The 16,807-nt window shown below is 60.7% G+C and carries 18 protein-coding genes; 15 read left to right on the top strand and 3 right to left on the bottom strand.

What is annotated here, in order from left to right:
- Positions 1 to 3 precede the first annotated feature (3 nt).
- From C816_RS16540 to C816_RS16475, 15 genes are all read left to right on the top strand, one after another.
- Positions 4 to 885, top strand: coding sequence for a YicC/YloC family endoribonuclease (locus C816_RS16540; RefSeq protein ID WP_016323552.1), 882 nt, complete (start codon positions 4 to 6; stop codon positions 883 to 885).
- Positions 886 to 888: 3 nt separating this feature from the next.
- On the top strand, positions 889 to 1,143 hold the full coding sequence (locus C816_RS16535; RefSeq protein WP_016323551.1) for a DUF370 domain-containing protein: 255 nt from the start codon (positions 889 to 891) through the stop codon (positions 1,141 to 1,143).
- Positions 1,140 to 1,736: a guanylate kinase gene (gmk, locus tag C816_RS16530; protein WP_016323550.1), complete on the top strand. Its 597-nt coding sequence runs from the start codon at positions 1,140 to 1,142 to the stop codon at positions 1,734 to 1,736. The genes C816_RS16535 and gmk overlap by 4 nt, the downstream gene beginning before the upstream one ends.
- Before the next feature lie 73 nt (positions 1,737 to 1,809).
- Positions 1,810 to 2,031, top strand: a complete 222-nt coding sequence (rpoZ, locus tag C816_RS16525; RefSeq protein ID WP_040655966.1) for a DNA-directed RNA polymerase subunit omega — start codon at positions 1,810 to 1,812, stop codon at positions 2,029 to 2,031.
- A 33-nt stretch (positions 2,032 to 2,064) separates the two neighbouring features.
- Entirely contained in the window at positions 2,065 to 4,521 is a 2,457-nt protein-coding gene (gene priA / locus C816_RS16520) for a replication restart helicase PriA (protein WP_242832231.1), read from the top strand.
- Between the two features lie 42 nt (positions 4,522 to 4,563).
- On the top strand, positions 4,564 to 5,058 hold the full coding sequence (def, locus tag C816_RS16515) for a peptide deformylase (RefSeq protein ID WP_016323547.1): 495 nt from the start codon (positions 4,564 to 4,566) through the stop codon (positions 5,056 to 5,058).
- A 4-nt stretch (positions 5,059 to 5,062) separates the two neighbouring features.
- Entirely contained in the window at positions 5,063 to 5,983 is a 921-nt protein-coding gene (fmt, locus tag C816_RS16510) for a methionyl-tRNA formyltransferase (protein WP_016323546.1), read from the top strand.
- A 13-nt stretch (positions 5,984 to 5,996) separates the two neighbouring features.
- Complete coding sequence (locus C816_RS16505; RefSeq protein ID WP_016323545.1) at positions 5,997 to 6,731, top strand: zinc metallopeptidase; 735 nt, start codon at positions 5,997 to 5,999, stop codon at positions 6,729 to 6,731.
- Positions 6,728 to 8,056 (top strand): 16S rRNA (cytosine(967)-C(5))-methyltransferase RsmB, encoded by a 1,329-nt coding sequence (gene rsmB / locus C816_RS16500; RefSeq protein ID WP_016323544.1) that lies wholly within the window; start codon positions 6,728 to 6,730, stop codon positions 8,054 to 8,056. The genes C816_RS16505 and rsmB overlap by 4 nt, the downstream gene beginning before the upstream one ends.
- The gene (gene rlmN, locus C816_RS16495; protein WP_016323543.1) at positions 8,053 to 9,096 is read left to right on the top strand and encodes a dual-specificity RNA methyltransferase RlmN; all 1,044 of its coding nucleotides are present in this window, start codon (positions 8,053 to 8,055) and stop codon (positions 9,094 to 9,096) included. Before rsmB ends, rlmN begins: the two co-directional genes overlap by 4 nt.
- Positions 9,093 to 9,833 (top strand): Stp1/IreP family PP2C-type Ser/Thr phosphatase, encoded by a 741-nt coding sequence (locus C816_RS16490; protein WP_016323542.1) that lies wholly within the window; start codon positions 9,093 to 9,095, stop codon positions 9,831 to 9,833. The genes rlmN and C816_RS16490 overlap by 4 nt, the downstream gene beginning before the upstream one ends.
- A gap of 16 nt (positions 9,834 to 9,849) precedes the next feature.
- A complete protein-coding gene (pknB, locus tag C816_RS16485; protein WP_016323541.1) occupies positions 9,850 to 11,823 on the top strand; it encodes a Stk1 family PASTA domain-containing Ser/Thr kinase in 1,974 nt (657 codons plus the stop codon).
- Complete coding sequence (gene rsgA, locus C816_RS16480) at positions 11,820 to 12,716, top strand: ribosome small subunit-dependent GTPase A (RefSeq protein WP_016323540.1); 897 nt, start codon at positions 11,820 to 11,822, stop codon at positions 12,714 to 12,716. The genes pknB and rsgA overlap by 4 nt, the downstream gene beginning before the upstream one ends.
- A gap of 147 nt (positions 12,717 to 12,863) precedes the next feature.
- On the top strand, positions 12,864 to 13,022 hold the full coding sequence (locus C816_RS24345) for a hypothetical protein (RefSeq protein WP_016323539.1): 159 nt from the start codon (positions 12,864 to 12,866) through the stop codon (positions 13,020 to 13,022).
- Between the two features lie 179 nt (positions 13,023 to 13,201).
- The gene (locus C816_RS16475; RefSeq protein WP_016323538.1) at positions 13,202 to 14,740 is read left to right on the top strand and encodes a DUF3794 domain-containing protein; all 1,539 of its coding nucleotides are present in this window, start codon (positions 13,202 to 13,204) and stop codon (positions 14,738 to 14,740) included.
- Positions 14,741 to 14,788: 48 nt separating this feature from the next.
- On the opposite strand, the gene C816_RS16470 is transcribed toward C816_RS16475, so the two are convergent.
- From C816_RS16470 to C816_RS16460, 3 genes are read right to left on the bottom strand one after another with little or no spacing between them, the layout of a single operon-like run.
- Positions 14,789 to 15,265: a YbhB/YbcL family Raf kinase inhibitor-like protein gene (locus C816_RS16470; protein WP_016323537.1), complete on the bottom strand. Its 477-nt coding sequence runs from the start codon at positions 15,263 to 15,265 to the stop codon at positions 14,789 to 14,791.
- Position 15,266: 1 nt separating this feature from the next.
- Positions 15,267 to 16,034, bottom strand: a complete 768-nt coding sequence (locus C816_RS16465; RefSeq protein ID WP_016323536.1) for an amino acid ABC transporter ATP-binding protein — start codon at positions 16,032 to 16,034, stop codon at positions 15,267 to 15,269.
- A 13-nt stretch (positions 16,035 to 16,047) separates the two neighbouring features.
- The gene (locus C816_RS16460; RefSeq protein WP_051147119.1) at positions 16,048 to 16,686 is read right to left on the bottom strand and encodes an amino acid ABC transporter permease; all 639 of its coding nucleotides are present in this window, start codon (positions 16,684 to 16,686) and stop codon (positions 16,048 to 16,050) included.
- Positions 16,687 to 16,807 lie beyond the last annotated feature (121 nt).

Below are 16,807 nucleotides of genomic sequence, written 5' to 3'. Positions count from 1 at the left end.
GATTTGATCAAGAGCATGACCGGCTACGGCCGGGCGCGGCAGGAGCTGCATAGGCGGGACATCACCGTGGAGGTGCGCGCTGTCAACAACCGCTATTTGGACTGCACGGTAAAGATGCCCCGGATGTACGCCTTTGCCGAGGACGCCGTGAAGCAGTGCGTACAAAGGGCCGTTTCCCGGGGAAAGGTGGACGTGTTTATCACCGTGGACGCCTCCGCTGCCGACGTGGCGAAGGTCACGGTCAACCGAGAGCTGGCGGCACAGTACGCCGCCGCCCTGAACGAGCTGGCGAAGGTCTGCGGCCCCACAGCCTACAAGGTCACGCCGGACCAGCTGGCCCGCTTTCCGGACGTTCTCACCGTCACCAAGGCGGACGAGGACCTGGACGTGGTCAGCGAGGATCTGTGCGCTGTTTTGGGGGAGGCCCTGACGGCCTTCAACGCCATGCGGGCCACGGAGGGCGCCAAGCTGGCGGAGGACATCGCAAACCGGCTGGACAACATCCTGACCTACACCGCCCAGGTGGAGGAGCGCTCCCCGGAGACGGTGGCGGAATACCGCCGGAAGCTCACCGCCAGAATGCAGGAGGTGCTCCAGAACGCATCGGTGGACGAGCAGCGCATCCTCACCGAGGCGGCCATCTACGCCGACAAGGTGGCGGTGGACGAGGAGACCGTCCGCCTGCGCAGCCACGTGAGCCAGCTGCGGACCATGCTGGAATCCAACGAGCCCATGGGGCGGAAGATGGATTTTCTGATCCAGGAGGTCAACCGGGAGGCCAACACCATTGGCTCCAAGTGCAGCGATGTGGAGATCGCCCAAGTGGCGGTGGGCCTCAAGGCCGAGGTGGAGAAGATGCGCGAGCAGGTCCAGAACGTGGAGTGAGCAATGAAGCTGATCAACATTGGATTTGGAAACCTGGTTTCGGAGGAGCGGCTGGTGGCTGTCATCAGCCCGGACTCCGCTCCGGTGAAGCGCATGATCCAGGAGACCCGGGAGAGGGGCTTGCTGATCGACGCCACTTACGGGCGGAAGACCGCCTCCGTCTTTGTGGCGGACAGCGGCCATGTGATCCTGTCGGCCTTACCGCCGGAGCGGTTTGGCGGCAAAGTGGAGAATACAGAGGAGAGTGAGCGCATATGAAGAGGGGAAAGACCTTTATCGTCTCCGGCCCGTCGGGAGTCGGAAAGAGTACCGTACTCAAGTCGCTGCTGGAGCGGCGGAGGGATGTGTACTTCTCCGTGTCCGCAACCACTCGGGAGATCCGTCCCGGGGAGGAGAATGGCGTGCATTACCATTTTCTGGAGGTAGACACCTTCCGTCAGTGGATTGCCAGGGAGGAGTTTCTGGAGTACGCGGAGTATGTGGGCAACTTCTACGGCACGCCCAAGCGGTATGTGGATGAGGCCATGGACCGGGGAGAGGATGTAATTCTGGACATTGAGATCCAGGGAGCCATCCAAGTGAAGAGCAAGCGGCCGGAGACGGTGAGCGTCTTCATTGCCCCGCCCAGCTGGACGGAGCTGGAGCGCCGCCTCACTGAGCGGGGAACTGACAGCCCGGACAAGATTCAAAAGCGGCTGCTGCGGGCCAAGGTGGAATTTCAGACGGCCCACACCTACGATTACTTCGTCATCAACGACAATGTGGAGAACGCGGTGCGGGAGCTGGAGGCCATCATGACCGCTGAACACTGCAAGCCCAAGGAGCGCATGGAGATTATAAACGGAAACTGAGGCTTTATTCTCACATGCGGCAGTTTCCGCCAAAATTTTTAAGCCAGATTTGGCAGAATGGAAGTAGAGTATTATGATGCTGTATCCCGCAATGGACAAACTGACAAGCTATGTGCCCAACCGCTATATGCTGGTGAATGTGGTGGCCCGCCGGGCCCGCCAGATCGCCGAGGCCGCTGAGGAGATCGGCGAACCGCTGGATGAGAAGCCAGTGACCCTGGCCATCCATGAGGTGGCTGAGGGCCGTCTGGACGCCGGCAGCGTGGATCTGAAGGCGGAAGAGGACGGGGAATAACAGGGCGAAAGGGGGCGGGGCATGGAGGCCGCTGTGATTTGCAAGGTCGCGGTCAGTGCCGCGCCCTATGCCATAGACAAGCCCTATGACTATCTGGTTCCGGAGACGATGCTGGAGACCGCGGTTCCCGGCGTCCGGGTGATGGTTCCCTTTGGGAGGGGAAACCGGAGCTCTGAGGGCGTGGTTCTGGCCCGGGGAACAGGGGAGCGGACGCCAAGACTCAAGCCCCTGAAAGCAGTGCTGGACCAGTCGCCAGTGCTGGATAGGGCGGGGATTGAACTGGCGCTGTGGATGCGGCAGCGGTATTTCTGCACGCTGTTCGAGGCGGTGAAGACCATCCTGCCTGCCGGGCTGTGGTATCAGCTCCGGGAAATCTGGAGGCTGGCGGACATTCAGATGGACCGGCTGACGGCTGACGGCATGGCCGCTTCTATCAAGCATGCGGTCCCTGTGCTGGACATGTTGTACGCCGGCGGCGGCAGCGCGGATCTGGAGACTCTGCGCTGCAGCTGCGGCAGTCAGACGGACGCGGTGCTGCGCAAGCTCCAGAAGGCCGGCGTGGTTACCTGTGAGACTGCCGCCAGACGGAAGATCGGGGACCGGTCCCGCCGGATGGCGGAGCTGGCCGTTCCTGTGGAGGAGGCTCTGGCCGCGGTGGAGCCGAAGCGGCGCTCCGCGCCCCAGCGGTATGAGGTGGTAAGTCTTCTGGCCGCTGCCGGGCGGATCTCCGCCGCTGACGTGTGCTACTTCACCGGCGCGTCCATGCGGACCCTGCGGGCCTTGGAGAAGAGAGGGCTGATTGCTTTTTCCGAGGAGGAGGCGCTGCGGCTCACGATTCCGGAGCAGACGGAGCCGGGACCGCCCATCATACTGAGCGGGGAACAGCAGGCCGCTTTTGAACAGATCCTCTCTTTGACGGAGAGACCCTCGGCGCAGGCGGTGCTGCTCCATGGCGTCACCGGCAGCGGAAAGACCCAGGTCTATCTGCGGCTGGTACAGGAGATGCTGGCCCAAAACAAAGAGGTAATGGTGCTGGTGCCGGAGATTGCGCTGACGCCTCAGATGATGCGGAAGTTCTCCTCCTATTTCGGAGACCGGGCCGCCATGCTCCACAGCGGCCTGCGCATGACGGAGCGCTATGACCAGTGGAAGCGTATCCGGCGGGGGGAGGTCCAGGTAGTTCTGGGCACTCGCTCCGCCATATTCGCGCCGCTTCGAAACCTGGGGCTGATTATTCTGGACGAGGAGCAGGAGGGCAGCTACCAGTCGGAGAACCCGCCCCGGTATCACACCCGGGACGTGGCGAAATATCTCTGCGGACGTCAAGGGGCCACACTGGTGCTGGGGTCCGCCACACCGGCGGTAGAGACAGCCTGGGCCGCGAAGAACGGAATTTACCACAGGGCCCTGCTGCGGCAGCGGTATAACCGGCAGGGCCTGCCGGAAGTGCTGGTGGCGGATCTTCGGGAGGAAATCCGCGCCGGGAATCCGGGCTTGATCGGCGCCGTTCTGCGCCGGGAGCTGGAGCAGAACCTCTCCCGCGGGGAGCAGAGCATTTTGTTTTTGAACCGCCGGGGCAACAGCCGCATGCTGCTGTGCGGAGAGTGCGGCCATGTGCCGGAGTGTCCCCGCTGCAGTACTGCGTTGACATACCACTCCGCCAATGGGCGGCTGATGTGCCATTACTGCGGCCACTCCCGGCCGCTGAACGATACATGTCCCGTATGCGGCGGAATGATGAAGCATGTGGGCACCGGCACCCAGCGGGTGGAGGAGGAACTGCGGGATCTGTTTCCGGAGGCGGGGGTCTTGCGAATGGATGCGGATACCGCCTCCGGCCGCCACGAGGAGATATTGTCTCACTTTGAAAAAGAAAAAGTCCCCATCCTCCTGGGTACCCAGATGGTGGCCAAGGGGCTGGACTTTGAGAATGTAACGCTGGTGGGCGTCCTGTCCGCCGACCTCTCGCTGTATGTGGACAACTACCGCGCCGCCGAACGCACCTTCAGTCTGCTGACTCAGGTGGTGGGCCGTGCGGGACGAGGAAACCGGACGGGCCGTGCGGTGATTCAGACTTACACGCCGGGAAACGATGTCATTCAGTGCGCCGCCCGGCAGGACTACGACGGCTTCTATGAAAACGAGATCCGCCTGCGGCGTCTGCGGCGCTATCCGCCTTTTGCGGACCTCTTTACTTTCACAGTCTCCGGGACGGAGGAAGGCGTCGTTCTACGGGCCGCCGCGGCCCTGCGGGAGCGTCTGCGGACCTTGTGCGCCGCGCCGCCGGTCTCGGCCAGCCAGCCGGAGGTTCTGGGCCCCGCGCCCGCTCCGGTGGTAAAGCTGAACAACCGCTACCGTTACCGGGTGCTTTTGGTGGGGAAAAACGATAAGGCCGCCCGGGAACTGGTGAGCTGGGTTTTGAAGGAATTTGCCAATAACCGCGAAAACCGCGGACTTCATATTTTTGCGGACTGCAACGGCCTGGAGTAAGAGCGGGACAGAGTTGTCCGAACCATTAGGAGGATAAAATTTATGGCATTGCGAAAAATCGTTGAACAGGGGGACGACTGCCTAACAAAGGTCTGCCGCCCCGTGACGAACTTTAACGCTCGTCTGCACCAGCTGCTGGACGACATGGCGGAGACTCTGTCGGAGGCCGGCGGAGCGGGGCTTGCGGCCCCCCAGGTGGGGGTTCTGCGCCGGGCTTGCCTGGTGCTGGATGAGGATTCGGAGGAGTATCTGGAGCTGATTAACCCGGAGATCCTGTCCCAGAGCGGCGAGCAGATGCGTCTGGAGGGATGTCTCAGCATTCCGGGCAAGTGGGGCCTTGTGGCCCGGCCGGAGGTGGTTCGGATACGGGCCCAGGACCGGAATGGGGAGTGGTTTGAGGCCGAGGGCGAGGGTCTGACAGCCCAGGCTTTCTGCCATGAGATCGAGCATCTGGACGGCCATATGTACACTGAGCACATTGACCACTTCCTCACGGAGGAGGAACTGCAGGAGTATCTGGACGAAGAGGAGGAGTGAGTCTGTGCGCGTTTTGTTCATGGGAACACCGGAGTTCGCCGTGTCGTCACTGCGGCGGCTGGTGGAGGACGGACATACAGTCTGCGGCGTCTTTACTCAGCCGGACAAGCCGAAAAACCGGGGACATAAGATGACCTTCTCCCCTGTGAAGGAATATTCCGTTACAGTTGGCGTTCCGGTTTATCAGCCGGCTTCTATGCGGGACGGAAGTGCTCTGGACCTGGTGCGGGAGCTGGCGCCGGAGCTGATCGTAGTGGCGGCCTATGGAAAGCTTTTGCCGGAGGACATTTTGAACGTTCCGCCCTATGGCTCCATCAATGTCCACTCGTCCCTTCTGCCAAAGTACCGGGGGGCGGCCCCCATCAACTGGGCAATTTTGAACGGTGAGACGGAGACCGGCGTCTCCATCATGTATATGGCAAAAGAGCTGGACGCCGGGGATGTAATCCTGCAGAAGTCCACCTCCATCGGGGTGGAGGAGGACGCCCAGTCTCTCACGGCCCGGTTAGCGGAGCTGGGGGCGGAGGCGCTGTCCGAGGCGGTGGCGGCTTTAGCGGCGGGGACCGCCCAAAGGATGCCCCAGGATGAAAGCCGGCAGACCTATGCCTCCATGCTCAGCAGGGAGATGTCTCCCGTGGACTGGACCCGCTCCGCCCATGAGATCGCCTGTCAGGTGAGGGGGCTGATCCCCTGGCCCTGCGCCGCCACGGACGTGATCGGCGGGGCACCCATAAAGCTGTTCTCCGTGCGGGAGACCGGAGAGGAGACCGCAGCCCGGCCCGGAACCATCGCGGCGGCGGGAAAACAGGGCATCGACATCGCCTGCGGGGACGGCAGACTCCTCCGGATTCTGGAGCTCCAGGCCCAGGGGGGAAAGCGGATGACTGCGGCGGCCTACCTGCTGGGGCATCCAATCCAATGCTGAATCGAGGAATTCTATGCCTTATTACTACAACTACGGTGATTTTCTTGCCAACAACATCTACTGCGTTCTGCTGATCCCGGTGATGATCCTCTCTCTCTGGGCTCAGGCCCAGGTCAGCGGGAATTTCCGGCGGTACAGCGCCGTCAATAACCGCAGGCGGCTGACCGGAGCCCAGGCGGCGGAGGCGGTCCTTCGGGCCCACGGCGTGTACGATGTTCCCATCCGCTCCTGCCGTGGAAAGCTGACGGATCATTACGATCCCAGGGATAACACCATCTATCTCTCGGATGCTGTCTACAACGCCCCCACCATTGCGGCGGTTGGCGTGGCGGCCCATGAGGCGGGACACGCCGTCCAGTACGCCGAGAACTACGGCCCTGTGCGGCTGCGGGGGGCGATTATCCCCGCCACGCAGATCGGCTCCAAGTTCTCCTTTATCCTGCTGATCGTCGGCATGGCGCTGTACAGCCAGACGCTGTTTCTTGCGGGAATCCTGCTGTTTTCCCTGACCACGCTTTTCCAGCTGGTGACGCTGCCGGTGGAGTTCAACGCCTCCGCCCGGGCCATCCAGACCATTGAGGGGCAGGGGCTGCTGGAGGGAGACGAGGTAAGCGGAGCGAAAAGAGTTCTGCGGGCGGCGGCTATGACCTATGTGGCGGCGCTGCTGATGTCGGCTTTGCAGCTGCTGCGGTTCGTGCTGATCTTTCTGGGCCGGAGCAATAACGGGCGCAGAGGAGGCGGCCGGTGAGCGCCCGGGAGACGGCCCTGCGGGTGCTGACCAGCTGCCGTGCGGGCGGGGCTTGGGCGGACGCCGCCCTGAAAGCCCAGTTGGGCCGGGACGGCCTGTTTGGTCCGGAGGCGGCGCTTTGCAGCAGGATTGTCTACGGCGTGACCCAGAACCGGCTGCTGCTGGACTTCTATCTTTCCGCCTACTGCTCCCAGAAGCCGGACCACCTACAGCCGCCCCTGCTGGACATTCTCCGCATCGGCGCGTACCAGATTCTGTTTCTGGACAAGGTGCCGGACAGCGCCGCGGTGAACACCTCCGTGGAGCTGGCAAAGGCGGCGGGGCGGGGACAGGCCGCCGGCCTGGTCAACGCCGTCCTGCGGAAGATCTCCCAAAATAGAGACAGTCTGCCCTCCATCTCGGAACAGAACGAGGCAAGGTACCTCTCTATCCGGTACAGCCATCCCAAGTGGCTGGTGAAGCGGCTTTTGATTCTGCTGGGCAGGGAGGAGACAGAGCGGTTCCTGGCCGCCGGCAACAGCCAGCCGCCTGCGGCGGCTCAGGTCAATTCTCTGCGGGGAACGGCGGAGGAGCTCTGCAAGTCACTGGAAGCGGAGGGTGTAAAGGCCGACTTCCACCCCTGGCTTCCGGATTGTCTACTGCTGTCCGGAACGGGGGAGCTGGAGCGTCTGAAAGCCTTTCGGGACGGAGCGTTCTATATCCAGGACCCAGCGGCCCGTCTGGCGGTCATGGCAATGGATGTGAAGCCGGGAGATCGGGTGCTGGACGTATGCGCCGCCCCTGGGGGCAAATCCTTTGCCGCCGCCATCGCCATGGAGGACCGGGGCCGCGTTCTGGCCTGTGATCTCCACGAGAAAAAGCTGAAACGGATTCAGGATGGCGCGGAACGGCTGGGACTCGCCAGTATTGAGACCTCTGCCGCCGATGGGCGGAGAGCTTGTCCGGAATGGATCGGTCAGTTTGACGCGGTGCTGGTGGACGCTCCCTGCTCCGGGCTTGGCATTATCCGGAAAAAGCCGGACATCCGTTATAAGAAGGCGGATGAGCTCTTCTCCCTGCCGGTGATACAGCACGATATATTGGACAACGCAGCCGCCTATGTCAGCCCCGGCGGCGTGCTGTTGTACTCCACCTGTACCGTTCTGCCGGAGGAGAACGGCCAGACGGCAGACGCCTTTTTGGCGGAGCACCCGGACTTTTCCCGGGAAACCTTTTCACTGCCGTTTCTGGGCGAGGTCCCGGGAGAGATCACCCTGTGGCCTCAGCGCCATGGGACAGACGGCTTTTACATCTGCCGTATGCGGCGGCAAGCGAGGAAATTATGAACGAGCTGAAGTCGATGACCCTTCCGGAGCTGACGGAATCCCTGTGGGCCATGGGTGAACCGGCCTTTCGGGGAAAGCAGGTGTTTACCTGGCTGCATAAGGGGATACAATCCTATGATGAGATGGGAAATGTACCCAAAGGCCTTCGGGAGAAGCTGGCGGAAGCCTATCCCCTTGCTGTGCCGAAGGCGGTCCGGAAGCAGGTCTCCCGGCTGGACGGAACCGTAAAATATTTGTGGGAGCTGGCGGACGGCAACTGTGTCGAGTCCGTTCTCATGCGGTACCGCCACGGCAATACCGTGTGCGTCTCCACGCAGGTGGGCTGCCGGATGGGCTGTGCATTCTGCGCCTCTACCATTGCGGGAAAGGTACGGGACCTGACGCCCGCCGAGATTCTGGATCAGGTAATTTTCACCCAGCTGGATTCCGGGGAAGCGGTCTCCAACATCGTGCTGATGGGCATTGGCGAACCGCTGGACAACCTGGACGCGGTGCTGCGTTTTTTGGAGTTGGTAAACCACCCGGAGGGGCTGAATATCGGGATGCGCCACATCTCCCTGTCCACCTGCGGGCTGATCCCCGGCATCCGCCGCCTCGGGGAGGCGGAACTGCAGCTGACGCTGTCCGTCTCCCTCCACGCGCCGGACAGCGAGACCCGTTCTAAAATCATGCCGGTGAACCGGGCCTATGACGTGGAGGAGCTGTTTGACGCCTGCCACAGCTACTTCCAAAAGACCGGGCGGCGGATCTCTTTTGAATACGCTATGATCAACGGCGTCAACGACCATGACTGGCAGGCGGATCTGATTGCCCAAAAGCTGCGGGGAATGCCCAGCCACGTAAATCTGATCCCACTCAACAACGTGGCGGAGAGTCCCTTGAAGCCCTCGAAGCGGCTGGCGGCTTTTCAAAAGCGCCTGGAGTCCCACGGCCTCACCGCCACCGTGCGGCGGAGCCTGGGTGGAGATATTGACGCCTCCTGCGGACAGCTCCGCCGGAAGGCATTGGAAGAAGCACAGAAAGGGGAGGATTCCCAATGATTCGAGTACAGGGCATCACTGACGTGGGACTGGTCCGAAAGGAGAACCAGGACGCCTATGCGGTGAGGGAGGAAACCGCCTCCGGCCACACGGTCTGCGTGGTCTGCGACGGCATGGGCGGCACTGCCGGCGGAAAGCTGGCCAGCCGGATCGCCGTCACCACCTATCTGGAGGAGCTGGAGAAGGTACTCTCGGCCTCTATGGACCCTGAGCAGCTGCGAGAGGCGTCGTCCTATGCCGTCTCTCTGGCCAATCGAGCCATCCAAGCCGCCGCTGGGGAATCGCCGGAGTACGGCGGCATGGGCACCACCCTGGTATCTGCCGTGGTCTACGAGGGCGGGGCAGTGATCACCAACGTGGGGGACAGCCGCGCCTACCGCATCGCCGGCGGGGAGATTACACGGGTCACCAAGGATCACTCCCTGGTGCAGAGCATGGTGGAGCGGGGGGACATCACCGCCGAGGAGGCTCGCCGCCACCCCAACCGGAACCTCATTACCCGGGCCTTGGGTCCGGACATCGACGCCGAATGCGACGGGTACATCTGCCCCCTGGCGGCAGGGGAATTTCTGCTGCTGTGCAGCGACGGTTTGGTCAACACGGTCACCGACCAGGAGATGCTGTCCGTGGTCCTTCACGGCGAGGGAGTGGAGCAGTCCCTGGAGCAGCTGCTACAGATCGCCAGAGAGCACGGCGCGCCGGACAATGTGACGGCCGTGCTGCTGCAAGTAGTGTAAGAAAGGGGGAGGCAATATGGATCAATACATTGGAAAAATGCTGGATAACCGTTACGAGATTCTGGAGCGGATCGGTATGGGCGGCATGGCGGTGGTCTACAAGGCCAAGTGCCACCGGCTCAACCGTCTGGTGGCCATCAAGATTTTGAAGAGCGACTTGGCCCAAGACGCGGATTTCCGCCGCCGTTTCAATGCGGAATCCCAGGCCGTCGCCCAGCTGTCCCACCCCAACATCGTGTCTGTATACGACGTCTCCAAGGGCGGCGATATTGAGTATATCGTCATGGAACTGATTGACGGCATTACGCTGAAGCAGTATATGGAAAAACGGGGCCGTCTGAACTGGCGGGAGTCTCTGCACTTCATCACCCAGATCATGCGGGGCCTCTCCCACGCCCACAGCCGGGGCATCGTCCACCGGGACATCAAGCCCCAGAATATCATGGTCCTGCGGGACGGCAGCGTGAAGGTGGCCGACTTCGGTATCGCCTGCCTTGAAAACTCTGCCCAGACGCTGACCCAGGAGGCCCTGGGTTCTGTCCACTATATCTCGCCGGAGCAGGCCCGGGGCGACCGGACCGACGCCCGCAGCGACATCTACTCCGCCGGTGTGGTGCTGTATGAAATGCTGGCGGGACGGCTGCCCTTTGAGGGGGACTCCGCCGTATCCGTAGCCATCCAGCACCTGAGCTCCATCCCCCTGGCTCCCCGGGAGATCAATCCAGAGATTCCGGAGCAGCTGGAGCTGATCTGCATGAAGGCCATGGCCCCTAACATCGACCTCCGGTACAGCTCCGCGGAGGAGATGATCCTGGATCTGGAAACATTCCGCAAGAATCCAGACACCAACCTGGACTTCGAGATGAAGGACCTGCGGCCCGAGGAGGTGGATGAGCCCACCATGAAGCTGCGGACCAGCGGGGCGCATGGCGGCAGCATCGCGGTCTCACACCGCTCTACCCCGGTCCGGGAGCGGGAGCGCCGCTGGGATTACGATGACTATGACCCGCCGGAGCCCGTCGTCAGCAAAGGACGGGTGGCGCTGGTTGTCGTGGCATGTCTGTTGGCGCTGGCTCTGGCAGGGGTGCTGTTCCGCTCTATTCTGGGGTCTTTCCAGCCGGCAGCGCCGGAGCAGTACGCCGTGCCGAATGTGCTGGGCCAGACCCTGGAGAGTGCGGGCGAGCTGGCGGAGATAAAAGGCATTTTTACACTTACCCAACAGAATGAGACCATCTATTCCAACGACTTTGCTCCGGGAGAGATTGCCAAACAGGAGCCGGCGGCAGGGGAGACCCGCAAGGGCGACAGTCTGGAGATTAAGGTCTGGATCAGCGCCGGTCAGGAGACCGGAAACATGCTGAATCTAAAGGACCGCTCTATGGCAGAAGTCACGGTGATGATGCAGGATTTGAAGAAGAAGTTCAATCTGACCATTGAGGAGGGGGAGAGGGAGTACAGTGATGAGGTGACCAAAGGCCACGTGATCTCCTTTGAGCCGGCCGAGGGCTCGGTGCTAAAGGACGGCGATACGGTCCGGGTGGTCCTCAGCAAAGGACCGCAGCCGGTCCAGGTAATCTCTGTGACCGGTATTGATCTGGATCTGGCGAAAAGTTTGCTCCAGGTTGGCGGCCTGGAGATTGGCGAGGTCACATCCGAGCCCAGCACAGAAGTGCGGGCGGGACTGATTATTCGCCAGGACCCCAGCACTGGCGAGGTTGCTCCCGGCACTAAGATTAACGTGGTGGTCAGCGACGGTCCGGAAGAAGGAGAGGGCGACATCATGACTTATGGTCTTACCATCCCCCTGCCTGCAGACCGTGACAGTGCAGTGCTGCAGATTTTCCAGGATGCGGATTGCCTGCTAAACGAGCCTGTGGACTGCCGTCCCGGCAGCTATTTCATACTCCTGGAGGGAACGGGAACGGCCCACATCACCGTCTATATTGACGGTGAGCTATTCCGGGACGAAGATATTTCGTTTGGCACATGATGACAGAGGGACGGATTCAAAAGGCCCTCAGCGGCTTCTATTATGTGGAGACAAACGGTCAGATTCTCACCTGCCGCGCCAGGGGGAAATTCCGTAAGGATGGAATTTCCCCCCTGGTGGGAGATTTGGTAGAGGTCCGGGAACTGGGCGGCGGCGAGGGATTTGTGGAGCGAATCTGCAACCGAAAAAACACCTTTGCCCGGCCCGCCGTGGCCAATATCGACCAGCTGGTGGTCATCGCCTCCGCCGCCATTCCCAGGACGGACCCGTACCTCATAGACCGGGTGGCCGCCATCGCGGCGCTGAAAGAGTGCCGGGTTGTGGTTCTCCTGAACAAATGCGACCTGGATCGGGCGGATGAATTATACGAAATCTATCACGCCGCCGGCTTTCCCACACTCCGCGTCAGTGCGGAGACAGGGGAGGGGATAGAGGATTTGAAAGATCTGATTGCTGGAAAGCTATCTGCCTTTACAGGGAATTCTGGCGTTGGAAAGTCCAGCATTCTGAATGCGTTGGACCCGACGTTCCGTATCCAGGTGGGGGAGGTCAGTCAGGCCCTCGGGCGTGGCCGTCACACCACCCGCCATGTGGAGCTCTACAAGCTGAGCTGTGGAGCCGCGGTAGTGGACTCCCCGGGCTTTTCCTCCTTTGAGACGGACGAGCTGAACCTGGAGCTGAAAAGCCGGCTGCCGGAGACCTTTCTGGAATTTGTATCCTATTTGGACAAGTGTCAGTTTGTGGGGTGCAGTCACACCAAGGAGAAGGGCTGCGCTGTATTGGAAGCCCTGCGGCAGGGAAAGATCCAGGAGAGCCGCCATCGGAGCTATCTGCGGCTCTATGAGGAGCTGAAACCGATTCAGGATTGGCAGGTGCAAAAGGGCAAAAAATAATTCCGATATATTGAGTTAAAAAAACATTATAACGGAATATAGAGACGGCCTGCCGGATGATTAAACCATTCGGCAGGCTTTTTTCATACCCTTGCACCTGGGACAATCCCATTGGATATACTGTTATCAGGAGAGGGGGCGGGACGTATGTGCAATCAACAACCGGGAGGCGGCTGGTTTATCGGGGTTTTCGCTGTGGCGCTGGGCGTCGGAATCCTGATCGCCGCTGTTTTCCCTGTGGGAGCGCTGATGTTCCTGGTGGCCTGTGTGCTGATCGCGTGCGGCCTTGCCTGCTGCAAGCGGTAGAAAGGAGTATTTTTATGAACATCGTAGTCTGGAAATCACCCAAGGCTCTGCGGGGCATTCTGCGCCGCCTGTTCAAGATTAAGGATTAAGAGAGCGAATTGTCCTTCAAAAGGTGGCATAAACACCGCCGGCAATTCATAGATTGGGACATGAACTGCCGGGAAAGGAAGGACTGTCATATGGAGCTGGAATTAAAAAGAGCCGGTCTGGACGCCTATGAGGTAGGCGGGGAGCTGGCGCTGACCCAGGAGGAGACGACGGAGACCATTGTGCCGGACTACTGCCCGGACATTGCGCGGATCATTGAGACAGAGGGGAAGGTGTTCCTCCACAGCCGGGAGCTGCGGGATGGTAAGGCGGAGGTATCCGGCACCATTCGAGTGACGGTGCTGTACACGCCGGATGGAGAGAGCGGAATTCGCACGCTGGAATTTGCCATGCCATTCACCGTGGAGAGCGACAGCCGGGCAATGGCGGGCTGTACATATTTGACAGCGGAGACAGAGTCGGAATTTCTGGAGACCCGAATGCTGAATCCCAGGAAGGTCTTTACGCACTGCAAGCTGGTGACACGCCTTACCGGCTATCAGCGGGTGCCGCTGGACTTCTGCACGGACGTGGAGGCAGAGAAGGAGCTGTGTGTGGAGAAGCGGCAGGAACAGCAGCACGCAATCCTGCTGACACATATTGCTGAAAAGGATTATACCTTTTCAGAGGAGATGAATCTCTCTCCGGGCAGGGAGGGAGCGGCGGAGCTTCTGACCAGCCGGGTGTGCGGTACCGTCACCGAGGCAAAGGTGGTGGGCAGCAAACTGGTATTCAAGGGTATGTTTAACGTCGCCCTGCTGTATCGAACGGCAGAGGGCCGCTGCTGTACTACCTCCGCCGAGCTGCCCTTCTCTCAGATCATGGAGATGGAGGGCGCTTCAGAGGGAGCCGCGGCCGCTGTGCAGCTGCAACTCACCGGAACGGATTTTCAGATCGACAACGCGGACGACGAGGGCCGCCAGATTGCGGTGACGCTGTATTTCCACGCCGTAGCCCTTCTGCGGACGGAGGAGGAGGTCACAATGCTGAACGACCTCTATTCCACCGCCTATGACATGACGTACGAGGCGGCGCCGCTGAATCTGACCAGCTTCTGCGAAACCATGAGCCGCCGACAGACTGTCCGGGAGGTCCTGGAGATCGGTGTGGTGGCGGAGTCCATCCTGTCCTTGTCGGTCAATTGCGGACCGGTGTCCGCCATCCGGGAAGGAGAGGGAGTTACCCTGCGCACCGGAGCCTCTGTCCAGGCGCTGTATCTGGACGAGGGGGGGGTGCCTCTGGTGGCGGATCGGTGCATTGATGTAGTCTGCCAGCTGGAGTTGCCGGAGGATTGCCGGATTACCGCCCGGGCCATCTGCGCCGAGGAGGTGCAGGGTACCTTGGGAGACCGGGGAATTGAAGTGCGTTTCCCGGTGGACTTCCGGGTGGAGGCCACGGCCAGAGTGAAGAAGATCTGTATCTCCGCAGCCAAGCTGGATACAGAGTCGGCCAAGGATCTCAGCGGCGCACCGTCTTTGGTACTGCGGTGCCTGGGTAAGCAGGAGACCGCATGGGATCTTGCGAAGAAGTACAATACCACCATCCCTACCATCCTGTCGGCAAACCAGCTGGAGACGGAACAGGACATCCCCAGAGAGAAGCTGCTGCTGATCCCCAGAAAACGGACATGAGGAAAAAACGTGGAGACCGCCTTCCGGCAGTCTCCACGTTTTTTCAGTTTATGTTCGCTGAAAAGTACCCAGGAGGGAGGTCTCTTGCAAAATGTGGCCGGACATGGCGTTCATGAGCGACCGCCGCCGGGCGGTGGGGGAGAGGTCCAGACGGCAGTCCAGTGCATAGGCTCGAAAGACATACCGGTGGGGGGTGCGGAGAAACGGCGGCGGATAGGGGCCCCGGTAGCGATGGACGCCGTATCCTATGCCTTGAACGGCGTTTTCCAGGGACGGGACCGATGGTCCGTGGGGAATCCCCTCCGGGATCTCCGCCATGGGCGGCAGATTCCAAACCAGCCAGTGGCAGTATGCTTTGCAGAAGGGAACATCCAGGTCCTCCAGAACCAGAGCCATGGAGACAGCTGCGTCACAGAGGCCAGACAGGGACAGGGCAGGGGAGAGGTCTTCTCCAAAGCCGGTGTGCCTCTTCGGGATGGGACAGCCCTTCGCAAAGGCGGGGCTGGTGAGCGTCAGCGTATTCATGTCAGCCCTCCCCGTACCGGGCCAAAAACTGCCGGGTCCGCTCCTCTTGGGGATGGTCGATGACCTGGCGGGGGTCGCCCTGTTCTACGATTACGCCTCCGTCCATAAAGATGACCTGATCCGCCACATCCCGGGCAAAGGCCATCTCATGGGTGACAATAATCATGGTGGTTTTCTGTTCTGCCAATCCCCGGATAACCCGCAGAACTTCGCCGGTGAGCTCCGGGTCCAGGGCGGAGGTTGGCTCGTCAAAACAGAGGATGTCTGGCTGTAAAGCCAAAGCCCTTGCAATCGCCACTCGCTGCTGTTGTCCGCCGGAGAGCTGGTGGGGATAGTGGCCCGCCCGGTCCGCAAGGCCCATCTGGGCAAGAAGCTCCTTTCCGGCCTCCAAAATGTGGTCCCTGCTCTCGCCGCCCCGCTCCTTGGCCAGCAGTTCCCGGGCCAGAGTGACGTTTTGCAGGGCCGTATACTGGGGGAAGAGGTTGAAGTTCTGAAATACCAGACCAAAGTGGAGACGTTTTTTCCGGATCTCGCTCTCCAGCTGCGTTGCGGGGTCCGCGGCGTTGAAGATCACGCTTCCATTGACGGAGATGGAGCCGCTGTTCGGGGTCTCCAGAAAGTTCAGGCACCGCAGAAGGGTGGTTTTGCCGGAGCCGGAGGAACCGATGATAGCCAAGGCCTGGCCCTGCTCCAGAGAGAAGCTGATGTCCTCCAGCACACGGGTGGCCCCAAAGTGCTTTTCGATATTATGTACTTCCAAAATAGACATGTAGCTATCCCCCTTACTTGAAATAGTCCAGCTTCTTCTCTACCCTGCCGAAGAGCAGAGTCAGACCGCCGTTGAACACCAGATAGTACACGCCGGTGAAGAACAGGGGCCAGGTCAGTCCGGAATAGCCGTGGGAACCCTTCAAAAAGGCGTAGCCAGCCCAGATGACCTCCTGGAGGGAGATGATGCGGGCAATGGAGGTATCCTTCACAAGGGTGATGATCTCATTGGACATGGGAGGGACAATACGCTTAATCATCTGCAGCAGCGTTACCTTGAAGAAAATCTGTTTTTTTGTCATGCCCAGTACCAGACCGGCCTCCTGCTGTCCCACTGGGATACTCTGGATTCCGCCCCGGTAAATCTCGGAGAAGTAGCAGGCGTAGTTGATGATGAAGGCAATGGCGGCGGCCAGAAAGCGGCCGGACTCTCCGCTGGGCCAGGGACTGGAACCCAGCCGCTGGCCGGGGATGAAAAAGATAATCAGTAACTGGAGCATCAGCGGCGTCCCGCGGATCACCCACACCACCGTCCTGGTCAGCCACCGCAGGGGGGTGAAACGGCTCATGGAGCCGAAAGAGACCACCAATCCCAGGGGAATGGCCCCAATCAGGGTGACGGCAAACAGTTTCAGCGTTTGGAGAAAGCCCATGGTCAGGGCGCCTAGGACGGTTTCAAACACAGTTAGTCCCACCTTGTCGTTGATTTTACTAGACGGGGAAACGCAGAGGGGCAGAAATCCCCTCCGCGTTTCTCTGTCTGCGGTTTGATTT

The organism is Oscillibacter sp. 1-3, assembly GCF_000403435.2.
Taxonomy (GTDB): domain Bacteria; phylum Bacillota; class Clostridia; order Oscillospirales; family Oscillospiraceae; genus Oscillibacter.
Note: the sequence above shows the minus strand (reverse complement) of the source record. Positions and strands in the feature narration are given on the sequence as shown.

Excerpts from the sequence above, each read along its gene's own strand:
- pknB (WP_016323541.1), top strand. The coding sequence starts at position 9,850 with ATGGATCAATACATTGGAAAAATGCTGGATAACCGTTACGAGATTCTG.
- def (WP_016323547.1), top strand. The coding sequence starts at position 4,564 with ATGGCATTGCGAAAAATCGTTGAACAGGGGGACGACTGCCTAACAAAG.
- C816_RS24345 (WP_016323539.1), top strand. The coding sequence starts at position 12,864 with ATGTGCAATCAACAACCGGGAGGCGGCTGGTTTATCGGGGTTTTCGCT.
- C816_RS16470 (WP_016323537.1), bottom strand. The coding sequence starts at position 15,265 with ATGAATACGCTGACGCTCACCAGCCCCGCCTTTGCGAAGGGCTGTCCC.
- gmk (WP_016323550.1), top strand. The coding sequence starts at position 1,140 with ATGAAGAGGGGAAAGACCTTTATCGTCTCCGGCCCGTCGGGAGTCGGA.
- C816_RS16535 (WP_016323551.1), top strand. The coding sequence starts at position 889 with ATGAAGCTGATCAACATTGGATTTGGAAACCTGGTTTCGGAGGAGCGG.
- rlmN (WP_016323543.1), top strand. The coding sequence starts at position 8,053 with ATGAACGAGCTGAAGTCGATGACCCTTCCGGAGCTGACGGAATCCCTG.
- C816_RS16490 (WP_016323542.1), top strand. The coding sequence starts at position 9,093 with ATGATTCGAGTACAGGGCATCACTGACGTGGGACTGGTCCGAAAGGAG.
- C816_RS16505 (WP_016323545.1), top strand. The coding sequence starts at position 5,997 with ATGCCTTATTACTACAACTACGGTGATTTTCTTGCCAACAACATCTAC.
- rpoZ (WP_040655966.1), top strand. The coding sequence starts at position 1,810 with ATGATGCTGTATCCCGCAATGGACAAACTGACAAGCTATGTGCCCAAC.
- C816_RS16475 (WP_016323538.1), top strand. The coding sequence starts at position 13,202 with ATGGAGCTGGAATTAAAAAGAGCCGGTCTGGACGCCTATGAGGTAGGC.
- C816_RS16460 (WP_051147119.1), bottom strand. The coding sequence starts at position 16,686 with ATGGGCTTTCTCCAAACGCTGAAACTGTTTGCCGTCACCCTGATTGGG.
- C816_RS16465 (WP_016323536.1), bottom strand. The coding sequence starts at position 16,034 with ATGTCTATTTTGGAAGTACATAATATCGAAAAGCACTTTGGGGCCACC.
- rsgA (WP_016323540.1), top strand. The coding sequence starts at position 11,820 with ATGATGACAGAGGGACGGATTCAAAAGGCCCTCAGCGGCTTCTATTAT.